This is a genomic window from Brachybacterium halotolerans, from assembly GCF_016623465.1.
GTDB lineage: Bacteria > Actinomycetota > Actinomycetes > Actinomycetales > Dermabacteraceae > Brachybacterium > Brachybacterium halotolerans.
In genome coordinates this window covers 597,953-616,639 of sequence record NZ_JAEDAJ010000001.1, presented here as the reverse complement: position 1 = coordinate 616,639, position 18,687 = coordinate 597,953, and the positions used below count along the sequence as shown (strand labels likewise).

19 protein-coding genes are annotated in these 18,687 nt (G+C 71.7%); 12 read left to right on the top strand and 7 right to left on the bottom strand.

The genetic code is table 11. The annotated features are described in order from the left end of the window. Positions 1–18: 18 nt before the first annotated feature. Both I8D64_RS02810 and I8D64_RS02805 read right to left on the bottom strand, forming a co-directional pair. A complete protein-coding gene (locus tag I8D64_RS02810; RefSeq protein WP_200500956.1) occupies positions 19–1,659 on the bottom strand; it encodes an HNH endonuclease signature motif containing protein in 1,641 nt (546 codons plus the stop codon). Positions 1,660–2,240: 581 nt separating this feature from the next. Beyond that, on the bottom strand, positions 2,241–2,888 hold the full coding sequence (locus tag I8D64_RS02805) for a GNAT family N-acetyltransferase (protein ID WP_200500955.1): 648 nt from the start codon (positions 2,886–2,888) through the stop codon (positions 2,241–2,243). A gap of 184 nt (positions 2,889–3,072) precedes the next feature. On the opposite strand from I8D64_RS02805, the gene ligA reads away from it, so the two are divergent. The 3 genes from ligA to I8D64_RS02790 are packed head-to-tail and all read left to right on the top strand — an operon-like array spanning position 3,073 to position 7,361. Then, complete coding sequence (gene ligA / locus I8D64_RS02800) at positions 3,073–5,577, top strand: NAD-dependent DNA ligase LigA (RefSeq protein ID WP_200500954.1); 2,505 nt, start codon at positions 3,073–3,075, stop codon at positions 5,575–5,577. Between the two features lie 4 nt (positions 5,578–5,581). After that, positions 5,582–6,523 (top strand): RCC1 domain-containing protein, encoded by a 942-nt coding sequence (locus tag I8D64_RS02795; RefSeq protein ID WP_200500953.1) that lies wholly within the window; start codon positions 5,582–5,584, stop codon positions 6,521–6,523. Between the two features lie 7 nt (positions 6,524–6,530). Next, positions 6,531–7,361 carry a dihydrodipicolinate synthase family protein gene (locus tag I8D64_RS02790; protein ID WP_200501288.1) on the top strand — a complete coding sequence of 277 codons (831 nt, stop codon included), beginning with the start codon at positions 6,531–6,533 and terminating at the stop codon, positions 7,359–7,361. A 22-nt stretch (positions 7,362–7,383) separates the two neighbouring features. Here I8D64_RS02790 and I8D64_RS02785 read toward each other — a convergent pair whose 3' ends face one another. Together I8D64_RS02785 and I8D64_RS02780 are read right to left on the bottom strand one after the other, a co-directional pair. After that, positions 7,384–7,707: a hypothetical protein gene (locus I8D64_RS02785; RefSeq protein ID WP_200500952.1), complete on the bottom strand. Its 324-nt coding sequence runs from the start codon at positions 7,705–7,707 to the stop codon at positions 7,384–7,386. Positions 7,708–7,745: 38 nt separating this feature from the next. Beyond that, entirely contained in the window at positions 7,746–8,300 is a 555-nt protein-coding gene (locus tag I8D64_RS02780; RefSeq protein ID WP_200500951.1) for a helix-turn-helix domain-containing protein, read from the bottom strand. Between the two features lie 86 nt (positions 8,301–8,386). On the opposite strand from I8D64_RS02780, the gene I8D64_RS02775 reads away from it, so the two are divergent. Then, positions 8,387–9,091 carry an AzlC family ABC transporter permease gene (locus I8D64_RS02775; RefSeq protein ID WP_214650977.1) on the top strand — a complete coding sequence of 235 codons (705 nt, stop codon included), beginning with the start codon at positions 8,387–8,389 and terminating at the stop codon, positions 9,089–9,091. After that, positions 9,088–9,396, top strand: coding sequence for an AzlD domain-containing protein (locus tag I8D64_RS02770; RefSeq protein ID WP_200500949.1), 309 nt, complete (start codon positions 9,088–9,090; stop codon positions 9,394–9,396). Before I8D64_RS02775 ends, I8D64_RS02770 begins: the two co-directional genes overlap by 4 nt. A 45-nt stretch (positions 9,397–9,441) precedes the next feature. Here the strand turns inward: I8D64_RS02770 and I8D64_RS02765 are convergent, their stop codons facing one another. Further along, the gene (locus tag I8D64_RS02765; RefSeq protein WP_200500948.1) at positions 9,442–11,703 is read right to left on the bottom strand and encodes a RecQ family ATP-dependent DNA helicase; all 2,262 of its coding nucleotides are present in this window, start codon (positions 11,701–11,703) and stop codon (positions 9,442–9,444) included. A 136-nt stretch (positions 11,704–11,839) separates the two neighbouring features. After that, complete coding sequence (locus I8D64_RS02760) at positions 11,840–12,025, bottom strand: hypothetical protein (protein WP_200500947.1); 186 nt, start codon at positions 12,023–12,025, stop codon at positions 11,840–11,842. Between the two features lie 111 nt (positions 12,026–12,136). On the opposite strand from I8D64_RS02760, the gene I8D64_RS17705 reads away from it, so the two are divergent. Next, complete coding sequence (locus I8D64_RS17705) at positions 12,137–13,027, top strand: GNAT family N-acetyltransferase (RefSeq protein WP_200500946.1); 891 nt, start codon at positions 12,137–12,139, stop codon at positions 13,025–13,027. Positions 13,028–13,074: 47 nt separating this feature from the next. On the opposite strand, the gene I8D64_RS02750 is transcribed toward I8D64_RS17705, so the two are convergent. Then, positions 13,075–13,935: a class I SAM-dependent methyltransferase gene (locus I8D64_RS02750; protein ID WP_200500945.1), complete on the bottom strand. Its 861-nt coding sequence runs from the start codon at positions 13,933–13,935 to the stop codon at positions 13,075–13,077. Positions 13,936–13,994: 59 nt separating this feature from the next. Between I8D64_RS02750 and gatC the strand changes: the two genes are divergently transcribed. The 6 genes from gatC to I8D64_RS02720 all read left to right on the top strand — a co-directional run bounded on the left by gatC (position 13,995) and on the right by I8D64_RS02720 (position 18,640). Next, on the top strand, positions 13,995–14,291 hold the full coding sequence (gene gatC / locus I8D64_RS02745; protein WP_152352722.1) for an Asp-tRNA(Asn)/Glu-tRNA(Gln) amidotransferase subunit GatC: 297 nt from the start codon (positions 13,995–13,997) through the stop codon (positions 14,289–14,291). Positions 14,292–14,293: 2 nt separating this feature from the next. Beyond that, a complete protein-coding gene (gene gatA, locus I8D64_RS02740) occupies positions 14,294–15,847 on the top strand; it encodes an Asp-tRNA(Asn)/Glu-tRNA(Gln) amidotransferase subunit GatA (protein WP_200500944.1) in 1,554 nt (517 codons plus the stop codon). Further along, positions 15,847–17,358: an Asp-tRNA(Asn)/Glu-tRNA(Gln) amidotransferase subunit GatB gene (gatB, locus tag I8D64_RS02735; protein WP_200500943.1), complete on the top strand. Its 1,512-nt coding sequence runs from the start codon at positions 15,847–15,849 to the stop codon at positions 17,356–17,358. Before gatA ends, gatB begins: the two co-directional genes overlap by 1 nt. Positions 17,359–17,503: 145 nt before the next feature. Further along, positions 17,504–17,737, top strand: a complete 234-nt coding sequence (locus tag I8D64_RS02730) for a type II toxin-antitoxin system ParD family antitoxin (RefSeq protein ID WP_200500942.1) — start codon at positions 17,504–17,506, stop codon at positions 17,735–17,737. Next, positions 17,734–18,024, top strand: a complete 291-nt coding sequence (locus I8D64_RS02725) for a type II toxin-antitoxin system RelE/ParE family toxin (RefSeq protein ID WP_200500941.1) — start codon at positions 17,734–17,736, stop codon at positions 18,022–18,024. The genes I8D64_RS02730 and I8D64_RS02725 overlap by 4 nt, the downstream gene beginning before the upstream one ends. Positions 18,025–18,106: 82 nt before the next feature. Beyond that, positions 18,107–18,640, top strand: a complete 534-nt coding sequence (locus tag I8D64_RS02720; RefSeq protein WP_200500940.1) for a mycothiol transferase — start codon at positions 18,107–18,109, stop codon at positions 18,638–18,640. The last annotated feature ends 47 nt before the right edge of the window (positions 18,641–18,687 follow it).

The following is an 18,687-nucleotide window of genomic DNA, read 5'->3' as shown; positions in this document are numbered from 1 at the left end:
GCCTCGGGTGCTCTCGGGTCAGAACGGTGGGGGCGGCGAGGGCTCGCGGGGTGCCGGCGGCGGTGAGCCCGCTGGCGGCGGTGGGCCCGCCGGTGGCGGAGAGCCGAACCCGGTGGACGGGTCTGCACATGGCGGGTGATCGGTGAGCGACGGGAGCCCGTCGCGCGCCCGCCGATGCTTGGCGCGGGCGTCGCACAGCTGGTCCCAGGCCTCTTCGAGATCGGCGACGGTCTCGGCCGTGGCCATGTCCGCGTTGTCCTCGAGGAAGACGCGGCACCTGTCCGCCACGTCCCAGAGCGTGCCCCACCGGCCGCTGGGGGAGTCCTCGGGCCCGATGCGCACGGGGTCGATGAGTCCCTCGGTCTTCATCGCGTGGTGCTGCCAGCAGAGCATGTGCAGGTTGTCGACCGCTGTCGCGCCGCCGCTCGCGGGATCCTCGTGGTCGTACTCGACGACGTGGTCGGCTTCGGTGGCCGTGGTCGCCGGGCGCGTGCATCCGGGCAGGCCGCACGTGGTCATGCGATCGCACAGGTGCTCGAGCATGGCCTGCGTGGGGCGGTAGCGGTCCGCGGGCAGCGGGAGGAACTCGCCGCTGCTGGGATCGGTGAGGATCCGCACCCAGTCGTCCTGGCCGGCGGCGATGTCACGGGCCATGTCCGCCGGGATGGGGATGCGCCCGTCGAGCATGCCGGGGGCGTCGTCCTGGCCGAGCATCGTCATCATCGGCACCAGCACGCCGAGCCGGAAGCGCTCCGCAGGCACGTGCACACCCTGGGTGTCGGGCGTGGTGAGGGTGGTGAGGAGATAGCGGATGTGACCGAGCGAGAGGGGCATGCCGGTGGCGAGGACCTCGCCCTCGGGATCCCACGGGATCGGGGAACCGTCCTCGAGGGCGTGGCGCTGGGCCTGCTGGACCGCGCGGGCGCTCGCGTCCAGGCGGCGAGCGAAGGAGACGACTTCGTGCGCCGGCCCCTGCACTTCGATGCGGGCGATCCCTGGGATGTCGTCCGGGAGGAGTTCGACGCGCCGACGGTTCTCGGATGCGAGATGCGGTGGCAGCTCGCGGCGGGAGAGCAGCCGTGCGATCACCGAGCTCAGGCTGCGCGTGAACTGCTCGGGCGCGATGCCGACGTCCCAGAAGCGCACAGTGAGGTCGACGACCGCCATCTCGTCGTCCGTGAGGCCGCTGGTGCGGGAGAGGAGCTCGGTGAACCAGGACGCCGGGAAGGCGCCCGTCTCGAGGAGGGCGTGCACGTGGGGGAGGAGATCGACGGCGCGGTGGGCGTCGCGGATACGGCGCTGCGCCCCATCGATGGTGCAGCGCAGAGCGGTCGCGACCGCGAGGTCGGCGACACGGACCCTGTCGCGATCCGCATCCGGGAGATGGCGGCCCTCCCATGCCGGTGCGAGGAGGAGCAGGGAGCGCGCCAGCTCGCGTGCTTCGTGGACGCCCTGGTCCCACGTCGTGTGCACCAGTTCGTCGACCTCGAGGGTGGGGCTGACCTGGACGTGGCGGGAGGCGTTCTCCCGGTTCACCGGGGTCCTGGTCCGCGCAGGCAGCAGGGGCTCGAGCACGACCACATCGCCCGCGGGGACGGGCTCGAAGAAGTCGGCGCCGCCCAGAACGCCCTGGTGGATGCCGGGATCGGTCATCGTCATCGTGCTCACCTCCTCGTGATCGCGAGTGCTGCAGCGGGGTGCCCGAGAGAGCTCGGGTCGGAACTGTGTTCGATATGTCCAGTTTAGGCGACGCCTCCTTCGAAAACCAGTACGAATCGGGCACTGTGGAGAACTCTTCGTTGCGAATGCAACGCAGTGCGGGAGGTCCTCGGGCCGTCCGTCGCGCCGGGTCGACTCGCCGGGGCCGCGTGCATGCGCCGCCCGGCTAGGCTCCGATCCTGTGCGCACCGCCTTCCTCTCCGTCACCTTCGCAGTCGCAGCCCTGATGTTCGGAGCGGCAGCCGTGGTCGCCGCAGCGATCTACTCCGGGAACGGCGCGGCTGATCCTGTGGAAGTCCATGCCACCGCGACGCAGGTGACCCATTTCAGGAGAGGAACGGTCGTCGTCTTCCGCACGGATCAGGGAGTCGAGGACACGGTCTCCGGAGGATCCGCGGACGTCGGCGAACACATCACGATCTACCGCTATGGGTCAGGGGAGTACGGATGGAAGCCCCACCCGTCGTCGGCGCCCCTGTGGTGCGCGTGCGGGGCGGCCGCGCTGTGCGTGTCGATGGTGCTCATCGGCACGGACCAGGTGCGCAGGAGCATGCGCGCGTCGCGGATGAAGCCGCGGGGCCGACGTCGTGACCGACGCCGGGGCCGACGTCCCGCACCATGAGGACCCGTCGTCCATGCCTCCCGAGCCCCGCCCTGCGCTCGGTCTCGACGAGCCCGCGCTGGAAGGCCGTGTCGAAGTCTCCACCACCGACCGTCGGGTCGACGACGCGGAACCCGCAGCGGGCGTAGAAGGGCGCGTTCCACGGCACCTCGGCATAGGTGCGCAGGGTGATCCGCATGTGGCCCCGCCCCGCGGCCCATGTGCACGACGCCTCCACGAGCGCCCGGCCGATGCCGCGGCGGCCGAAGGCGGGCAGCACCGCCAGCTGCTCGAGATGCGCCTCCGCCCTGTCCCCGCGAGCGGCGGCACCGTCGATCTCGAGCACGTGGGCGAAGCCCGCGACCCGCTCGTCGGCCGCTGCTCCCACCACGGCGACCAGCACGATCCCGGGCTCCGCCGCCCGCGCCTCCCCGCTCTCGGCGGAGTCCGGACCGAAGGGCTCCGGGCCGAAGAGGTCGGCGAACATGGCATCGCCCTCGGCCTCGATCGCCTCGAGGGTCGCGAGATCCTCCCGTCTCGCCTCGCGGATCCGCGCCGTCTCGTCCATGCCCGCACGATAGGCAACGAGCTCAGAGGACAGCACGACATTTCCGGTGCCGTCCACCTGCCCTCTGCACCCGCACCCTCCACCCGCACCCTCCACCCGCACCCTCCACCCGCGCCCTCCACCCGCGCCCTCGTCCCGCCGCCCGGCCATCCATGCCCCGCCCGGCCGCCGCCCCGTCGGACCCATGGGGGAGAATGGACGGGTGAGTGGACACGACACCCCCGCACCCCGGAACCCAGGCACGGACTCCTCGACCGAGGGAGCTTCGGATCCGCGCAGCGCGCAGGAGCGCATCGCGGAGCTGACCGCGCAGATCGAGCAGGCGATCGAGGACTACTACGTCCACGACGCGCCCACGATGGCCGACGCGCAGTACGACGAGCTCGAGCGGGAGCTCAAGGAGCTCGAGGCGAAGAACCCGCAGCTGGCGAAGGCGGACTCGCCCACCCAGACCGTGCACGGCGACGTCGCGGCGGGCTTCGCGCCCGTCGAGCACCTCGAGCGGATGCTGAGCCTGGACAACGCGTTCAGCCTCGAGGAGGTCGACGCCTGGGCGGTCCGTGCCGGCGAGGGTCTGGGGTCCGGCGCCGACGTCCAGTACCTGTGCGAGCTGAAGATCGACGGGCTCGCGATCGACCTGATCTACGAGGACGGCGTGCTGACCCGCGGCGTCACCCGCGGCGACGGCCGCGTCGGGGAGGACGTGACGGCGAACGTGCGCACGATCGACAACGTGCCCGATCGTCTGGAGACCGACGATCCGCCCGCGGTGCTCGAGGTCAGGGGAGAGGTCTTCTATCCGACGGCCGCGTTCGAGGAGCTCAACGAGCAGCGGCGCGAGGCGGGGCTGCCGGAGTTCGCGAACCCGAGGAACACGGCGGCGGGCTCGCTGCGCCAGAAGGATCCGAGCGTGACGGCCTCGCGCGATCTCGCCGTCTACGTCCACGGGATCGGCGTGCACGAGGGCGTCGCCCTCGCCTCGCAGTCCGAAGTGTACGAGCAGCTGAAGGCGTGGGGCCTGCCGACCTCCCCGCACTGGCGGGTGCTGGACGCGCTCGCCGACGTCCACGAGTTCATCGAGTACCACGGCGAGCACCGCCACGACGTCGAGCACGAGATCGACGGGATCGTGCTGAAGATCGACTCCTTCGCGCAGCAGCGCCGGCTGGGGTCGACCTCGCGCGCGCCGCGATGGGCCATCGCCTTCAAGTACCCGCCGGAGGAGGTCACCACGAAGCTCCTGGACATCCAGGTCAACGTGGGGCGGACCGGGCGCGTGACGCCCTTCGGCGTCATGGAGCCGGTGAAGGTCGCCGGGTCGACCGTGCAGATGGCGACGCTGCACAACCAGTTCGAGGTCGAGCGCAAGGGCGTGCTCATCGGCGACACCGTGGTGCTGCGCAAGGCCGGGGACGTGATCCCCGAGATCCTGGGGCCGGTCGAGGCGCTGCGCGACGGCAGCGAGCGTGCGTTCGAGATGCCGAAGGAGTGTCCCGCCTGCGGCACGCCCATCGGCCCGATGAAGGAGGGCGACAAGGACTGGCGCTGCCCGAACACGAAGTCGTGCCCCAGCCAGGTCACGGGCCGCATCGAGCACGCCGCGTCGCGCGGTGCCTTCGACATCGAGTCCCTCGGGGAGGAGAGCGCCATCGCGCTCACGGACCCGGACAAGCGGCGAGCCGAGGCGCTCGCCGCCCTGCGCGGCGGCCACGTGATCTACCTGCCGATCCGCTCGGCAGAGGACGCCGAGCTCGAGAACTTCGTCGTGCTCAAGAACGGGCAGGAGGTCCAGGGGGCCGACGGCGTGCCGCTGCTGCGGATCACGCGTGAGGACGACCCTCTGCTGCCGGCGCTGCAGACGCCCGTGGTGACGACGGGGGCGAACCTCTTCGACCTCACCGCCGAGGATCTGCGCGAGGTGTTCGTGTGGCAGCCCGAGCGGCGCGATGGGGAGGTGACGGGGGACTGGCGCGTGCAGCCGACGTTCTGGTCACGGCCCACGTTCCGCCACTACAAGCGCGAGAACGCGTGGAAGCAGCAGAAGCCCTCGACCGTCCTGAAGAACACGGAGCTGCTGGCCGACGAGCTCGAGAAGGCCAGGTCCCAGCCGCTGTGGCGGGTGCTCGTCGCCCTCTCCATCCGACACGTGGGGCCGACGGCCGCGCGCTCCCTGGCGACCGCCTACGGGTCCATGGACGCGATCCGCGAGGCCGACCTGGCGCAGCTCACCGAGACCGATGGCGTGGGCGGCATCATCGCCGAGAGCGTCCACGAGTGGTTCGACGTCGACTGGCACCGCGAGCTCGTCGAGGCGTGGGCGGCCTCCGGTGTGCGCATGGCCGACGACGTCGAGGAGGGCTTCGTGAAGACCCTCGAGGGGCTGACGGTCGTGGTCACCGGCGGCCTCGAGGACTTCACGCGGGACGGCGCCAAGGAGGCGATCATCTCCCGCGGCGGCAAGGCCTCCGGCTCTGTCTCCAAGAAGACGGACTTCGTGGTGGTGGGCGAGAACGCCGGGTCCAAGGAGGACAAGGCCCGCGACCTCGGCCTCACCATCCTCGACGAGGCGGGGTTCAAGGACCTGCTGGAGAACGGTCCGGCGGACGACGGCTCGTCCGACGAGGAAGGGTTCGACGGCGCGGACACCGAGGACTCCTCCGACGCCTCCGCAGCAGACCAGAAGAAGTGACCCCGTGACCGCGCCCTCGCGCGCGGCGCGCCGCGTCCTGGCCGCGGGTCCCCGGCACTCCCTCGGGCTCCGGGCCGACGGGACCGTGGTCACCGCCGGTCGGGACCCGTCGGGCGCCGAGCGCGTGCAGGACTGGACGGGCATCGTCTCGGTCGCGGTGGGGAGCGTCCACGTCGCCGCGAACACCGGCCGCGCGCACTCCGTCGCGCTCCGGTCGGACGGCACCGTCGCGGCGGTCGGATGGAACGCCCATGGCCAGTGCGAGGTCTCGGAGTGGGGCGCCGTCTCGGCGATCGCCGCGGGCTGGCGCAGGACCGTGGGCGTGCGGGAGGACGGCACGGTGCTCGCCGTCGGACGCCGGGACGAAGGCGCGTGCGACGTGGACGCATGGCGCGGCATCGTCGATGCCGCCTGCGGGGACTGGCACACGGTGGGCCTCAGGGGCGACGGCACCGCGCGGGCGACGGGCAACGACACCCGGGGCCAGTGCGCCGTGGGCGGCTGGCACGACCTCGTCGCCGTCGACGCCGGCCACCTGCACACCGTGGGCCTGACCTCGACCGGCCACGTGCTCGTCGCCGGCGACACGGGCGATGGTCGGCACGCCGTCAGCGGGTGGACGGACATCGTCGCGATCTCCTCCGGCAGTCACCGCGTCCTCGGACTGCGGGCCGACGGTCAGGTGCTGGTCACCGGGGACGGAACGCCGGGCCGGGCGGAGATCGAGACATGGGACGACGTCATCGCCCTCGCCGCCGGCCCGCAGCACTCCCTGGCGCTGCGCGCGGACGGCAACGTGCTCGCGGCGGGGGATGATGCGTGGGACAGATGGATGTGGGCCGCTGGCGACTGGCGCGACCTGGAGAGGGGACGACGTGGGCGACGACTGGCTGACCGGGGTGAGTGCCTTCCCCCTGACACCGCTGCGGGACGGTCGGGTCGATGAGGCGGCGTTGGCCGGCCTCGTGCACCGGCTCGTCGGGGCAGGCGTCGAGTCGATCGGCGTTCTCGGCTCCACGGGCGCGTACACGTACCTGACCAGGGAACAGCGACGTCAGGTCGCGCGGATCGCCGTGGCCGAGAGCGACGGCGTCCCGGTGCTCGTGGGTGTGGGGCACTGCGCGAGCAGCGAGGTCGCGGCGCTCGCACAGGATGCGCAGCAGGCCGGGGCTCGTGGCGTCCTGCTCGCGCCCGTGGCCTATCAGCCCCTCACCGATGACGAGATCGTCGCGCTGTACGAAGACGCCGTGCGCGAGCTCTCGGTGCCGCTGGTCGTGTACGACAACCCGGCGACCACCCACGTCGAGCTCTCGCTCGAGACCTATGCGCGCGTTGCCTCGCTGCCCAGGGTGGCTGCGGTGAAGATCCCTCCGGTTCCGCTGGATGCGGCTGCTGCGCGGGCGCACCTGCAGCGGATCCGGGAGGCGGTGCCCGCGAACGTTCGGATCGGCGTGTCCGGGGACGGAGCGGGAGCCATAGCGCTGCTGGCGGGCTGCGACCTCTGGTTCTCCGCTCTCGCGGGAACACTGCCCGAGCACGTGCTCGCGATCGGTCGGGCGGCTCAGTCCGGCGACGCCGCGTTGGCGACCGCCCTCTCGGACCGTCTGCAGGGACTCTGGGATCTCTTCGCCCGCTGCGGCGGAAGCATTCGCGTGGTCGCGGAGATCGCCGCTCAGCTCGGGCTGGTGCAGCGTCCGGTGCTCCCGCGTCCTCTGCTTCCCCTCGATCCCGCGCTGCGGAGCGAGGTGGCCGAAGCGCTCGCCGTGATCGAGAGCGCGGACTGAACGGGGAGATCAGGCCGCAGCGTCAGCCCAGGCCACTCTGACCCGACCATCGCACCGCCGCTTCTCTAGCGCCGGCCTCGATCAGCGCGCGGATCTCCGGGGTCTCGGGCACGGGGAAGGACACGTAGCCCCCGCGGCCTCCCTCGACGGGGCGTCCGTAGGCCTTGGCGGCGAGGGACGAGTCGGGGAGCAGGCGCACGGTGATGCTCGTGAGCCGGAACTCCTGGCCGCGAAGGGTGTCCGTCCACTGCAGCGCTTCGGGGACCGCCACGTTGATCGCGAGCGCACTGACCTCGATGGAGCCGTCGTCGATCTCCTCGCCGCTGCCGGATCGGTGGTCGTCCATGGGCTGATGATCGTTCATGTCCGGGTTCCCTTTCGGCGTCAGGACAGCTCGGAGATCAGAAGGGCACTGGTGCCCGCGGACCGGGCCTCGAAGGTGTGCGGGAGGTCGCCCCGGTAGACGACGTAGTCGCCCGGGCCGAGCTCCTGGGCGTCGTCGACCGGACCCGCCAGCGCGCTGCCGGACATGAGCACCACGTGCTCGATGGTCCCCGCCTGGTGCGGATCGGACAGGCGCGGCTGCCCGGGCTCCGCGCGCACCACGTACAGGTCGCGCCGGGCGCCGGGCGGGCACGCCGAGATCAGGGCGGCGCTGTAGCGGGCGGAGCCGGCGACGACCTCCGGTGCGTCACCGGCGCGGATCACCGTCGGTCCCTCGTCCCCCTGATCCACGAGTGCGGCGAAGGGGACGTCGAGGGCCGTGGCGATGGCCCACAGGGTCTCCACGCTCGGGTTCCCGCTGCCGCTCTCGAGCTGCGAGAGTCCTGCCTTCGAGATGCCGGCCCGGCGGGCCAGCTCGGCGGCGCTCCATGTTCTCCGGGTGCGTTCGCGGCGCACGGATGCACCGATGCGGTTCCGCAGCTGAGACTCGACCATGCGTTCACCATACTGACCCGTCGTCCATCTTGACGAACTCGACACGGGCGTTCATTGTGATGAACATGAGTCCGAAGAATCGAACGGTGGCGGGCGCAGCAGCCCCCGAGATGATTGCGCATGCTGCGCGCTCCCGTCGTGCCGGGGAGATCGCATCGATCGCCGGCTCGGTGCTGCTCGTCGGGGTCTCGTACGGCGCTCTGGCGGACGGTGCGCACCTGCCGCTGTGGTTCGTGCTCCTGCTCGCGTGCACGGTGCTGGGTGCCTCGAGCGAGCTGGTCTTCGTGGGGGCGATCGCGGGCGGTGCGTCGCCCGTGCTCGCCGTGGTCGGGGCGCTGCTGCTGAATCTTCGCAACGGTCTCTACGGGGTCTCGGTCGCGCGGTTCCTGCCGCGCGGGGCGACGCGGCTGCTGGACGCCCACCTCGTCAACGACGAGACGGCGGCGTACGGGCTCGCGCAACCGGATGCGGGGACGGGTCGACGTGCCTTCCGTGTGCTGGGCGTAGCGATCGCTGTCGCGTGGCCCGCCGGCGCGGCGCTCGGGGTGCTGCTGGGCCGCAGCGTCCCCGACCCCTCGTCGCTCGGTCTGGATGCGGTGTTCCCCGCCATCCTGCTGGCGATGCTGATCGGGGTGGTCCGGGACCTGCGGACGGGCGGTCTCGCATTGGGCGGCGCAGCGGCCGCCGTGGCGGTGACGCCCGTGGTCGCGACGGGCATCGCGCCGCTCGTGGCGCTGTCCGTGCTCGTGCCCGGGATGCTCCGCGGAGCGTGGAGGAGGCGGCGGCGATGAGCACTCCGATCCTCGCTGCGGCCGCGGTGCTCGCGATCGCGACCTACGCCATCCGCTACGCCGGCCTGCGCGCTTCCGAGGTGCTGCAGGGTACGGAGGGACTCGCGCGTCAGATGGATCTCGGCGTGATCATCCTGCTCGCGGCCATCTCCGCGACGTCGGCCCTGTTCGACGGGCACGATCTCGCGGACCCCGCGCGGGTGGCGGGTGTCGTGCTGGGCGGGACGGCCGCTCTCCTGCGCCTGCCCCTCGTGGTGGTCGTTCTGGTCGCCGGCGTCAGCGCCGCCCTTCTCAGGCTGATCTGAGCGAGCGTCACGCGCGGTCCGGACTCGCCGTACGCGGGGCGGGCGTCATGCCTCCTGTGCGAGCGCGAGCGGCAGCACCGGCCCGGAGCCCGCACGGCGCAGCAGTCGAGCGGCGATCGTCATCGTCCAGCGCGTGTCGATCACGTCGTCCACGAGCAGGATCGGGGCGCCGGCCAGTGCGTCGATCTGCTGCTGCAGCTCGGGGGTGATCACGAAGCGGTCCCAGAGGGCGGCGACGCGGAAGGCGCTGTTGCGGGCACCGCTGAGGGGCACGGCGTCGGCGGCGAGACCGAGGGGGCCGAGGTCCTGCAGTCTGCCGATGGAGGCGATGCCCGAGGCCAGCGAGCTCACGAGCTCCGGCCGAGTCGTGGAGGGGATGGCCACGACACCCACGGGGCGCTGCTGCCAGTCCCACTCCTTGAGCACCTCGATGATCCGCGAGCCGATGTTCCGGGGGACGGGGGAGTCGATGCGCCGGCCGTCCTCGTCGGTGCGCAGCAGGCTGCGCAGGGGAACCGCCCAGCCCAGGTCGGACATGCGGGCGATCACGCGGCCCTCCTCGCAGCGCTCGTCCTCCGCGATCTTTCCCTTGGGGGCGGCGCCCTGCAGCCCCTGCATGCGCAGCTGGTCGAGGCCCTGGGGCCACTGCTTGCGCGGCTCGACGGGCACGCCGACGCGGTCCAGGAGGGCGGAGACCTGGGCGTCGGCCGCTCCCGGCGGGGCGTCGGCCGACGGGTACCAGGACCCCGCGCACACGTCACAGCGGCCGCAGGGGACCGCCGTGGTGTCGTCGAGCTGGCGGGCGAGGAACACCATGCGGCACTGCGCGGGATCCGAGGCGACGACGTCGGGGCCCGTCCCCTCGGAGCCCAGCCGCTCGTAGGCGAGCATCGCCTGCTGCTCCTCGCGGCGGGTGCGGGCCACGTTCTCGTAGCGCTCGGCGTCGTACTCCCAGGGGCGACCCGTCGCGATCCAACCCCCCTTGACCGCCTCGACGGCGCCGTCGACCGCGAGCACCTTCAGGAGCAGTTCGAGGGCGGCGCGGCGCACGTCGACGCGCGCCTCGATCGCCGCGGTGCTGAGCGGGGAGCCGGCCTCAGCGAGAGCGGTGAGAACCTGGGAGGCGGAGTCCTGCGAGGGCATGGAGGCGGTCGCGAAGTACTCCCAGATCGCGCGGTCCTCACGGCCGGGGAGCAGCAGGACGTCCGCGCTGTCCGTGGCGCGGCCCGCGCGTCCCACCTGCTGGTAGTAGGCGACGGGGGAACTCGGGGCGCCCAGGTGGATGACGAAGCCGAGGTCCGGCTTGTCGAAGCCCATGCCCAGGGCGCTCGTCGCGGCGAGCGCCTTGATCCGGTTGTCCTTGAGGTCCGCCTCGAGCTGCGCCCGGTCCTCGGCGTCCGTGCGCCCCGTGTAGGCGCGCACGGGCCTCTCGGGGGTGTTCAGCAGGGCGGCGAGGTCCTCGGCCGCGGAGACCGTGAGCGTGTAGATGATGCCGGAGCCCTCGAAGGCGTCGAGGTGACGCACCAGGTAGTCCAGGCGGGCGCGGTCGTCGGGCAGGGAGAGGCAGCCCAGGCGCAGTGAGTCGCGGGTGAGGGGGCCGCGAAGAGTGAGCACGCCCGTCGTCCCATCCGTCGGCCCCGGAGTCCCCGGCTCTCCCGAAGTGCCCTGCGCCACGACCCCCAGCTGCTCCTCGACATCGGCGACCACGCGGGAGTTCGCCGTCGCGGTCGTGGCGAGCACGGGCACCTGCGGGCCGAGCTGGCCGACGAGGTCGCGCAGGCGCCGGTAGTCGGGACGGAAGTCGTGTCCCCAGTCGGAGATGCAGTGCGCCTCGTCGATCACCAGCAGGCCGCAGCGCTCGATCAGGCGGGGGAGCTGCTCGTCGCGGAAGCGGGGGTTGACCAGACGCTCGGGGGAGACCAGGAGCACGTCGATCTCGTCGGCCGCGAGGGACTGCTCGATCTGGGTCCAGGCCGTCGGGTTCGCCGAGCTGATCGCCTCGGCGCGCACTCCGGCTCGGGCGGCGGCCGCGACCTGGTCGCGCATGAGAGCGATGAGCGGGGAGACGATGAGCGCGGGGCCCGCACCGCGCCGGCGCTGCAGCAGGGCGGCCAGGAAGTAGACGGCGGACTTGCCCCAGCCGGTGCGCTGGACTACGAGCGCTCGGCGATGCTCGTCCACGAGCGCGGCGATCGCGTCGAACTGGCCGGGATGGAAGGCGGCGTCGGCCCTGCCGGTGAGGTCGCGCAGGGCCTCGAGGGCCTCGGCGTGCAACTGCGGATGGGTCTCGGCGGCGCTCGCGGTCATGGGCGTCAGTGTGTCATCGGGCCATGACATCCCGGTGGGAGATCAGCGGCGATGTGCACGAGAGGGCGTTGGGGAGGATCGGTGGCCGATGCGGCGCCCGCCCCGCGTCTCGCGCTCGGCGGGGCGGCCCTTCGGATCACTCGCGCCGGTGCATGCGGTCCGACGTGCTCTCGCCCTCGCGCAGCGGGTCCTCCTTGGTGGCGAGGGCCTTGCGCATGCGCGCCTCGAGGATCTGGGCCTCCCGGATCGCGGGGTTGTCGGACAGCTCCTCGCCGTCCTCCGGATCATGGGAGTGGTAGTCGATATGGGGGTCCACGGACATGCGATCACCTTCGGCGCTGAAGAGGTATCGGGGTTCTCGGGGGCGAGATCCACGATCCTACGCACACGCCCGCAGCAGCACCGGAGGACGCGGCCCCACTACGATCGAGCGGTGGCCAGGAAGAGTGCGAAGAACCGATCCTCGAAGAGCTCCGCGACGGCGGGCAAGGGGCCGAACCCCCTGGGGCCGACGGCCCTCGTCGAGACCCTGATGGGCGGATGGCGCCCGCTCTCGCGGATGCAGGTCGACGGCTTCGCGATCCTGCGCTCGCGCGGCGTCACCCGGCGTGCGAACAGCATCGTCCCCATCGATCCGCCGTCGGACCCGCAGGCGCTCGACCCGGCACTGGACCGCGTCAGCGGCCTGGTCCGAGCGTCCGGGGAGTCCGTCCTGTTCCGCATGTATCCGGAGCACGGGCACGCAGCGGTCGACGAGGCCCTCGACCGGCGCGGTCTCACGGTCGAGGCGCCCTGCGAGATCCTCGAACTGCCGCTCGGTCCGAGGACTCCTGCGCCCGATGCCCGGGCGATGATCAGCAGCGGCCCGCTGCCCGAGGACTGGTTCGCCGCGTCCTGGCGCCTGTCGCCGCGCGAGGGCGAGGGCGCCCGAGAGACCATGCACGACATCCTCGCCGGGACCCCCGCCGTGCACGTCGCCATCGCGGGCGAGGGGACGCGCACGTCGGCCGACGGGACGATTCCGGCGACCGGGCGGGACGGGCCCGACGGGGTCCCTGCGGACGCCGTGGCCGTCGGCCGAGCGGCCCTCGTCGACCACGGGCGCACCTGTTCCGCGGTGCTCAACCAGATCGCCACCGATCCCGCCCGCCGACGCGAGGGGCTGGGCACCGCGGTCGTGCGCACCCTGCTCGCCGCCGCCCGGGTGCAGGGTGCCGAGCGCGCCCTGCTCGAGGTCGAGACGGACAATCCCGCGGCCCTCGCCCTGTACCGGAAGCGCGGCTTCCGGCGGATCGGCGCCTACCACTACCGCGTCGGGGGCTGAGCGGCGTCCCCTCCGGATAGTCCGGGCGATGCCCCTGGCAACGGCACTCAGGCAGAGGGGAGGGGTGCCCGTCCGACGGCGAGAAGGTGCGGCGAGATGTCCCGCAGCAAGGGGTGCTCGCTGCTGCGGCGCGCGAGGTCCATGAGCACCTCGAGCGCCCGGTCCTCGGTGCCGAGAAGCTCCGCCGCCACGCCGATCGGCCCCTCGACGCCGTGCACCGTGGCGTCCGCGAATCCGGCATCGCGCAGTTCAGCGGCGAGCTCGGCGGAGGTGTGGAAGTGGCCGAAGGGGAACGGGACCTCGGGGATGTCGGCCCAGCCGCCGGCCAGGATTCCCTGCCACGCGTCGTCCCAGACGGAGACATCCCCGCCCGCGTCGGCCCCGTCGGCCGCGGCGCTCAGATAGGTGTCCGTGAACGAGGAGAGCCGCGAGATCCCCGCGGCGATGAGGATTCCTCCCGGGCGGAGCGTGCGCCGTGCCTCGGTGAGGACCCGAGCCCGGTCGACCGCCTCCGCCAGGTGGTAGAGCGGGCCGAGGAGCAGCACCACATCGTGCGCGGAGTCGTCGAGGCGGAGGTCGCGCGCATCCCCGACGAGAGCCGTCACTGCGCTGATGCTCTCCGCCTCGCGGACCTGGGCCGGCACCGGATCCACGAGAGTGACGACGTGGCCGAGTGCCGCCAGGGGCGCCGCATGGGCACCGGTCGCGCCGCCCACGTCGGCGATGCGAAGGGTCGAGCGTCCGGTCTCGCTCGCGATGCGATCGATCTGCGCCGCGACGATCTCCTGCGTGCGCCGGAACTCGAGCACGCCTCCGGCCGAGGAGCGCAGCCTCTGCCCCTTGTGCCCGCTCCCGTAGTACTCGTGGAGCCGTGCGTCGATCCGTCGCTGATCGGGTCCATGTGTCATCAGCGCATCGTAGATGGAGCCGGTCCACCCATCCCGCGATCGCCTCTAGGATGGATGGCATGCCAGCGATCGGACGAGAAGACGTCGCACGCCTCGCCGACCTCGCACGGATCCAGCTCACTGATGACGAGATCACCCGCTATGCGGGTGAGTTCGACGCCATCATGGACGCTGTCGCATCCGTCTCCGAGGTCGCCACGGAGGACGTGCCCGCGACCAGCCACCCCATCCCCATGACGAACGTGTTCCGCGAGGACGTCGTCACCGCGACCCTCACCCAGGAGGAGGCGCTCTCCGGCGCCCCCGAGGCGGAGGACGGTCGTTTCGAGGTCCCGCAGATCCTGGGGGAGGAGTGAGCATGAGCAGCACCGAGAACCACCCGAGCGCGGATCCCACGCGCCTCTCCGCCGCGGCGCAGGCCCAGGGCCTCGCCGCCGGCGACTTCTCCTCCGAGGAGCTCACCCGCGCCCACCTCGACCGCATCGCGGCCGTGGACGGCGACCTCAACGCCTTCCTGCACGTGAGCGAGGACGCGGCCCTCGAGGTCGCGCGCGACGTGGATGAGCGTCGCGCGGCGGGCGAGCAGCTGCACGCGCTCGCCGGCGTGCCGATCGCCGTCAAGGACGTCGTGGTCACCAAGGGCACGCCCACCACGGCCGCCTCGAAGATCCTCGAGGGCTGGGTGCCCCCGTACGATGCGACGCTCGTGGAGAAGCTTCGCGCGGCGCGACTGCCGATCCTGGGCAAGACCAACATGGACGAGTTCGCCATGGGGTCCTCGACCGAGAACAGCGCCTTCGGGCCGACGCGCAACCCCTGGGACCGCGAGCGCATCCCGGGCGGCTCGGGCGGCGGCAGCGCCGCGGCCGTCGGCGCCTACGAGGCGCCGCTCGCGATCGGCACCGACACCGGCGGCTCGATCCGCCAGCCGGCCTCGGTCACCGGGACCGTCGGCGTGAAGCCGACCTACGGCTCCGTCTCCCGCTACGGGCTCATCGCGATGGCGAGCTCGCTCGACCAGGCGGGTCCCGTGACCCGCACCGTCGAGGACGCCGCGCTGCTGCACGAGCTGATCGCGGGGCACGACGCGCGCGACTCGACCTCGCTGCCGGAGGCCGTCCCGGCCTTCGGCGAGGCCGCCCGCCGCAAGGACGTCAAGGGTCTGCGCGTGGGCGTCGTCGAGGAGCTCGAGGGCGACGGCTTCGCCCCCGAGGTGCGCGCCCGCTTCGAGGAGTCCCTCGCGGCCCTCGAACGGGCCGGCGCGGAGATCGTCCGCGTCTCCTGCCTGAACTTCGAGTACGCGCTCGGCGCGTACTACCTGATCATGCCCTCGGAGGCGTCCTCGAACCTCGCGAAGTTCGACGGCATGCGCTACGGGCTGCGCGTAGTGCCCGAGGATCATCCGACGGCAGAGTCGGTCATGAAGGCCAGCCGCGGCGCCGGCTTCGGCGACGAGGTCAAGCGCCGCATCCTGCTGGGCACCTACGCGCTCTCCGCGGGCTACTACGACGCCTACTACGGGAGCGCCCAGAAGGTCCGCACGCTCGTGCAGAACGACTTCGCAGGCGCCTTCGAGCAGGTCGACGTGCTGGCCTCGCCGACGTCGCCCACCGTTGCCTTCCGCCTCGGCGAGAAGACCGACGACCCGCTGGCGATGTACATGAACGACATCGCCACGATCCCCGCGAACCTCGCGGGCGTGCCCGGGCTGTCCCTGCCCAGCGGGCTCGCGGAGGACGGACTGCCCGCGGGCATCCAGTTCCTCGCCCCCGCGCGGGCCGACGAGCGGCTGTACCGCGTGGGCGGTGCGCTCGAGGCGCTGCTCGAGGACTCCTGGGGCGGCCCGCTCCTGGACCGCGCCCCCGCGCTGACCGGTGCGCCGACCGGCGCTCGGACCGGAGAGGTGAAGTGATGACGACCATCGATACCGATCTCGTCGACTTCGAGGACGCGACCGACCGCTACGACCCGGTGCTGGGCATCGAGGTGCACGTGGAGCTGGGTACGGCGACCAAGATGTTCGACGGTGCGCCGAACATCTTCGCCGCCGACCCGAACACGGCGATCACCCCGGTGAGCCTGGGCCTGCCCGGCACGCTGCCCGTGGTCAATGAGAAGGCCGTCGAGTACGCGATCACCATCGGCCTCGCGCTGAACTGCGAGATCGCCGAGTCCTGCCGCTTCGCGCGCAAGCAGTACTTCTATCCCGACCTCACGAAGAACTTCCAGACCTCCCAGTACGACGAGCCGATCGCGCACGACGGCTGGGTGGACGTGGAGCTCGAGGACGGCGAGATCGTGCGCGTGGAGATCGAGCGCGCCCACATGGAGGAGGACGCCGGCAAGTCCACGCACGTGGGCGGCAGCGGCCGCATCCAGGGCGCGACGCATTCCCTCGTGGACTACAACCGCGCGGGCGTGCCGCTCGTGGAGATCGTGACCCGTCCGATCCCGAACGTGGGCAAGCGGGCCCCCGAGGTCGCCGCCGCCTACGTGCGGACCCTGCGGGACATCTTCCGCGCCCTCGACGTGTCCGAGGCGCGCATGGAGCGCGGCAACGTCCGGGCCGACGTGAACGTCTCCCTGCGCCCGTCGGCCGATGCGCCGCTGGGCACCCGGACCGAGACGAAGAACGTGAACTCGTTCCGCTCGATCGACCGCACGGTGCGCTACGAGATCTCCCGCCAGGCGGGGATCCTCGACGCCGGCGAGTCGGTGGTCCAGGAGACCCGTCACTTCCACGAGGAGGACGGCCACACGAGCGCCGGGCGCGTGAAGTCCGACGCCGAGGACTACCGCTACTTCCCCGAGCCAGACCTGGTGCCCGTCGCGCCGAGCCGCGAGTGGGTCGAGGAGCTGCGGTCGAACCTCCCCGAGCTGCCGGCGGCGCGCCGACGCCGCCTGCGCGAGGAGTGGGGCTTCAGCGATCTCGAGATGCGCGACGTCATCAACGCCGGTGCTCTCGAGGCCATCGAGGCGACCGTGGTCGCGGGCGCGAGCGCGCAGTCCGCCCGCAAGTGGTGGATGGGCGAACTGGCCCGCACCGCCGGCGAGCAGGGTGTGGAGCTCGAGGACCTGGCAGCCACCCCGGCGCAGGTCGCCGAGCTCCAGAAGCTCATCGACGACAAGAAGATCAACGACAAGATCGCCCGTCAGGTGCTCGGCAAGGTGCTCGCGGGCGAGGGCGATCCCGGTGCGATCGTCGAGAAGGAGGGCCTCGCGGTCGTCTCCGACGACTCGGTGCTCACCGGTGCCGTGGACCAGGCGATCGCCGACAACCCCGACGTGGTCGCCAAGATCCAGGGCGGCAAGGTCCAGGCGATCGGCGCGCTGATCGGCCCCATCATGAAGGCCACGCGCGGTCAGGCCGATGCCGGCCGCGTGCGCGAGATCATCATGGAGAAGCTGGGCGTCCAGGGCTGACGCCCCGAACGCAGCTCTGTGCCGGAGCGCCGCACCCCACGTGAGGTGCGGCGCTCCTGTTCTCACGGGCCCCTTGGAGCGCACCACGGGACGGTCGATGTCAAGGTCGAGGCGTAGAATTACCCATTCTTGGTATCGTGACGCCATGGCTCAGAACACGTCGATCAGCCTTGATGACCACTACTCCGGCTTCCTTGCAGAGCAGGTCGCCTCGGGTCGCTATCGATCGTCCAGCGAGGTGATCCGTGCCGGGCTGCGCCTCCTCGAGGATCGGGAGACGCAACTGGCAGCACTGCGCGAGGCCCTCGTCGTCGGCGAGGAGAGCGGTGAGGCCCAGCCGTTCGACTTCGACGCCTTCATCGCGTCGAAGCAGGCATGAAACGCTTCCGCCTCACTCCGGCAGCGCAGAGGGATCTCTCCGAGATCTGGGACTTCACGGAAGACCGCTGGAGCGCCTCGCAGGCGGAGTCCTACCTGCGCGACATCCAGAACGCCATCGAGCGCCTCGCCGCAGACCCGGATCGGGGTCGCCCCGTCGACGACATCCGCCAGGGCTACCGTCGATACGGGATCGGCAGCCACCTCGTCTTCTACGTCCAGCGCGGAGATCGCATCGACGTGATCCGTATCCTCCACCAGCGGATGGATCCGGGGCGGCATCTGTGAGCGCGGGCCTGTGGCACTCGGAGAACGCGCACGGATCCGGTGTCGACCAGATCGCCATTCTCGTGAGGTCTACTCTCGCGGCATGGACTACAACGACGTACCCATCGAGGACTGTCTGCGCGGCGGCGAGGGGGAGATGCTCCTCTTCGCCCTGGATCGCGTGCACCGCCAGTTCGCCTGGAAGTCCGGCGGTCTCACGCAGGAGCAGCTGGGCACGCGGCACCCGCCCTCGGGGGTGACGATCGCCGGCACGATCGTCCATCTCGCGAAGGTCGAGGAGATGTGGACCGCCTCGGCCGCCGGACGCGCCCCCGGCCCGCCCACCACCGGCCCCGAGCCGTGGACGGCCTACGACGCGGAATGGACCACGGCCGCCGAGAGTCCGCCCGAGGAGCTCTACGCCCTCTGGTACGAGACGATCGGACGCTGCCGCCGGGAGTGGAGCGACCTGGTCCGGGACGGCGGCCTCGACGAGCTCGTCCAGGACGACCCGGAGTACCAGGTCAGTCGTCGGCGACGGCTCGTGGACATCCTCGAGGAGAACCTCCTGCACACTGGGCAGACGTCCATCGTCCGCGAAGCGATCGACGGGCTGGTCGGCAACGACCCGCCGTGATTGGGCACCGCGAATATCCGCTCTGCCTGCGCGTTCGCCTCGCCAGG

Coding starts and splice junctions, on each gene's coding strand:
- I8D64_RS02780 (WP_200500951.1), bottom strand. CDS start 8,300: ATGGTCGAGTCTCAGCTGCGGAACCGCATCGGTGCATCCGTGCGCCGC.
- ligA (WP_200500954.1), top strand. CDS start 3,073: ATGGGGGAGAATGGACGGGTGAGTGGACACGACACCCCCGCACCCCGG.
- I8D64_RS02785 (WP_200500952.1), bottom strand. CDS start 7,707: ATGGACGACCACCGATCCGGCAGCGGCGAGGAGATCGACGACGGCTCC.
- I8D64_RS02725 (WP_200500941.1), top strand. CDS start 17,734: ATGAAACGCTTCCGCCTCACTCCGGCAGCGCAGAGGGATCTCTCCGAG.
- I8D64_RS02765 (WP_200500948.1), bottom strand. CDS start 11,703: ATGACCGCGAGCGCCGCCGAGACCCATCCGCAGTTGCACGCCGAGGCC.
- I8D64_RS02760 (WP_200500947.1), bottom strand. CDS start 12,025: ATGTCCGTGGACCCCCATATCGACTACCACTCCCATGATCCGGAGGAC.
- I8D64_RS02720 (WP_200500940.1), top strand. CDS start 18,107: ATGGACTACAACGACGTACCCATCGAGGACTGTCTGCGCGGCGGCGAG.
- I8D64_RS02805 (WP_200500955.1), bottom strand. CDS start 2,888: ATGGACGAGACGGCGCGGATCCGCGAGGCGAGACGGGAGGATCTCGCG.
- gatB (WP_200500943.1), top strand. CDS start 15,847: ATGACGACCATCGATACCGATCTCGTCGACTTCGAGGACGCGACCGAC.
- I8D64_RS02750 (WP_200500945.1), bottom strand. CDS start 13,935: ATGACACATGGACCCGATCAGCGACGGATCGACGCACGGCTCCACGAG.
- I8D64_RS02730 (WP_200500942.1), top strand. CDS start 17,504: ATGGCTCAGAACACGTCGATCAGCCTTGATGACCACTACTCCGGCTTC.
- I8D64_RS02810 (WP_200500956.1), bottom strand. CDS start 1,659: ATGACGATGACCGATCCCGGCATCCACCAGGGCGTTCTGGGCGGCGCC.
- I8D64_RS02770 (WP_200500949.1), top strand. CDS start 9,088: ATGAGCACTCCGATCCTCGCTGCGGCCGCGGTGCTCGCGATCGCGACC.
- gatA (WP_200500944.1), top strand. CDS start 14,294: ATGAGCAGCACCGAGAACCACCCGAGCGCGGATCCCACGCGCCTCTCC.
- gatC (WP_152352722.1), top strand. CDS start 13,995: ATGCCAGCGATCGGACGAGAAGACGTCGCACGCCTCGCCGACCTCGCA.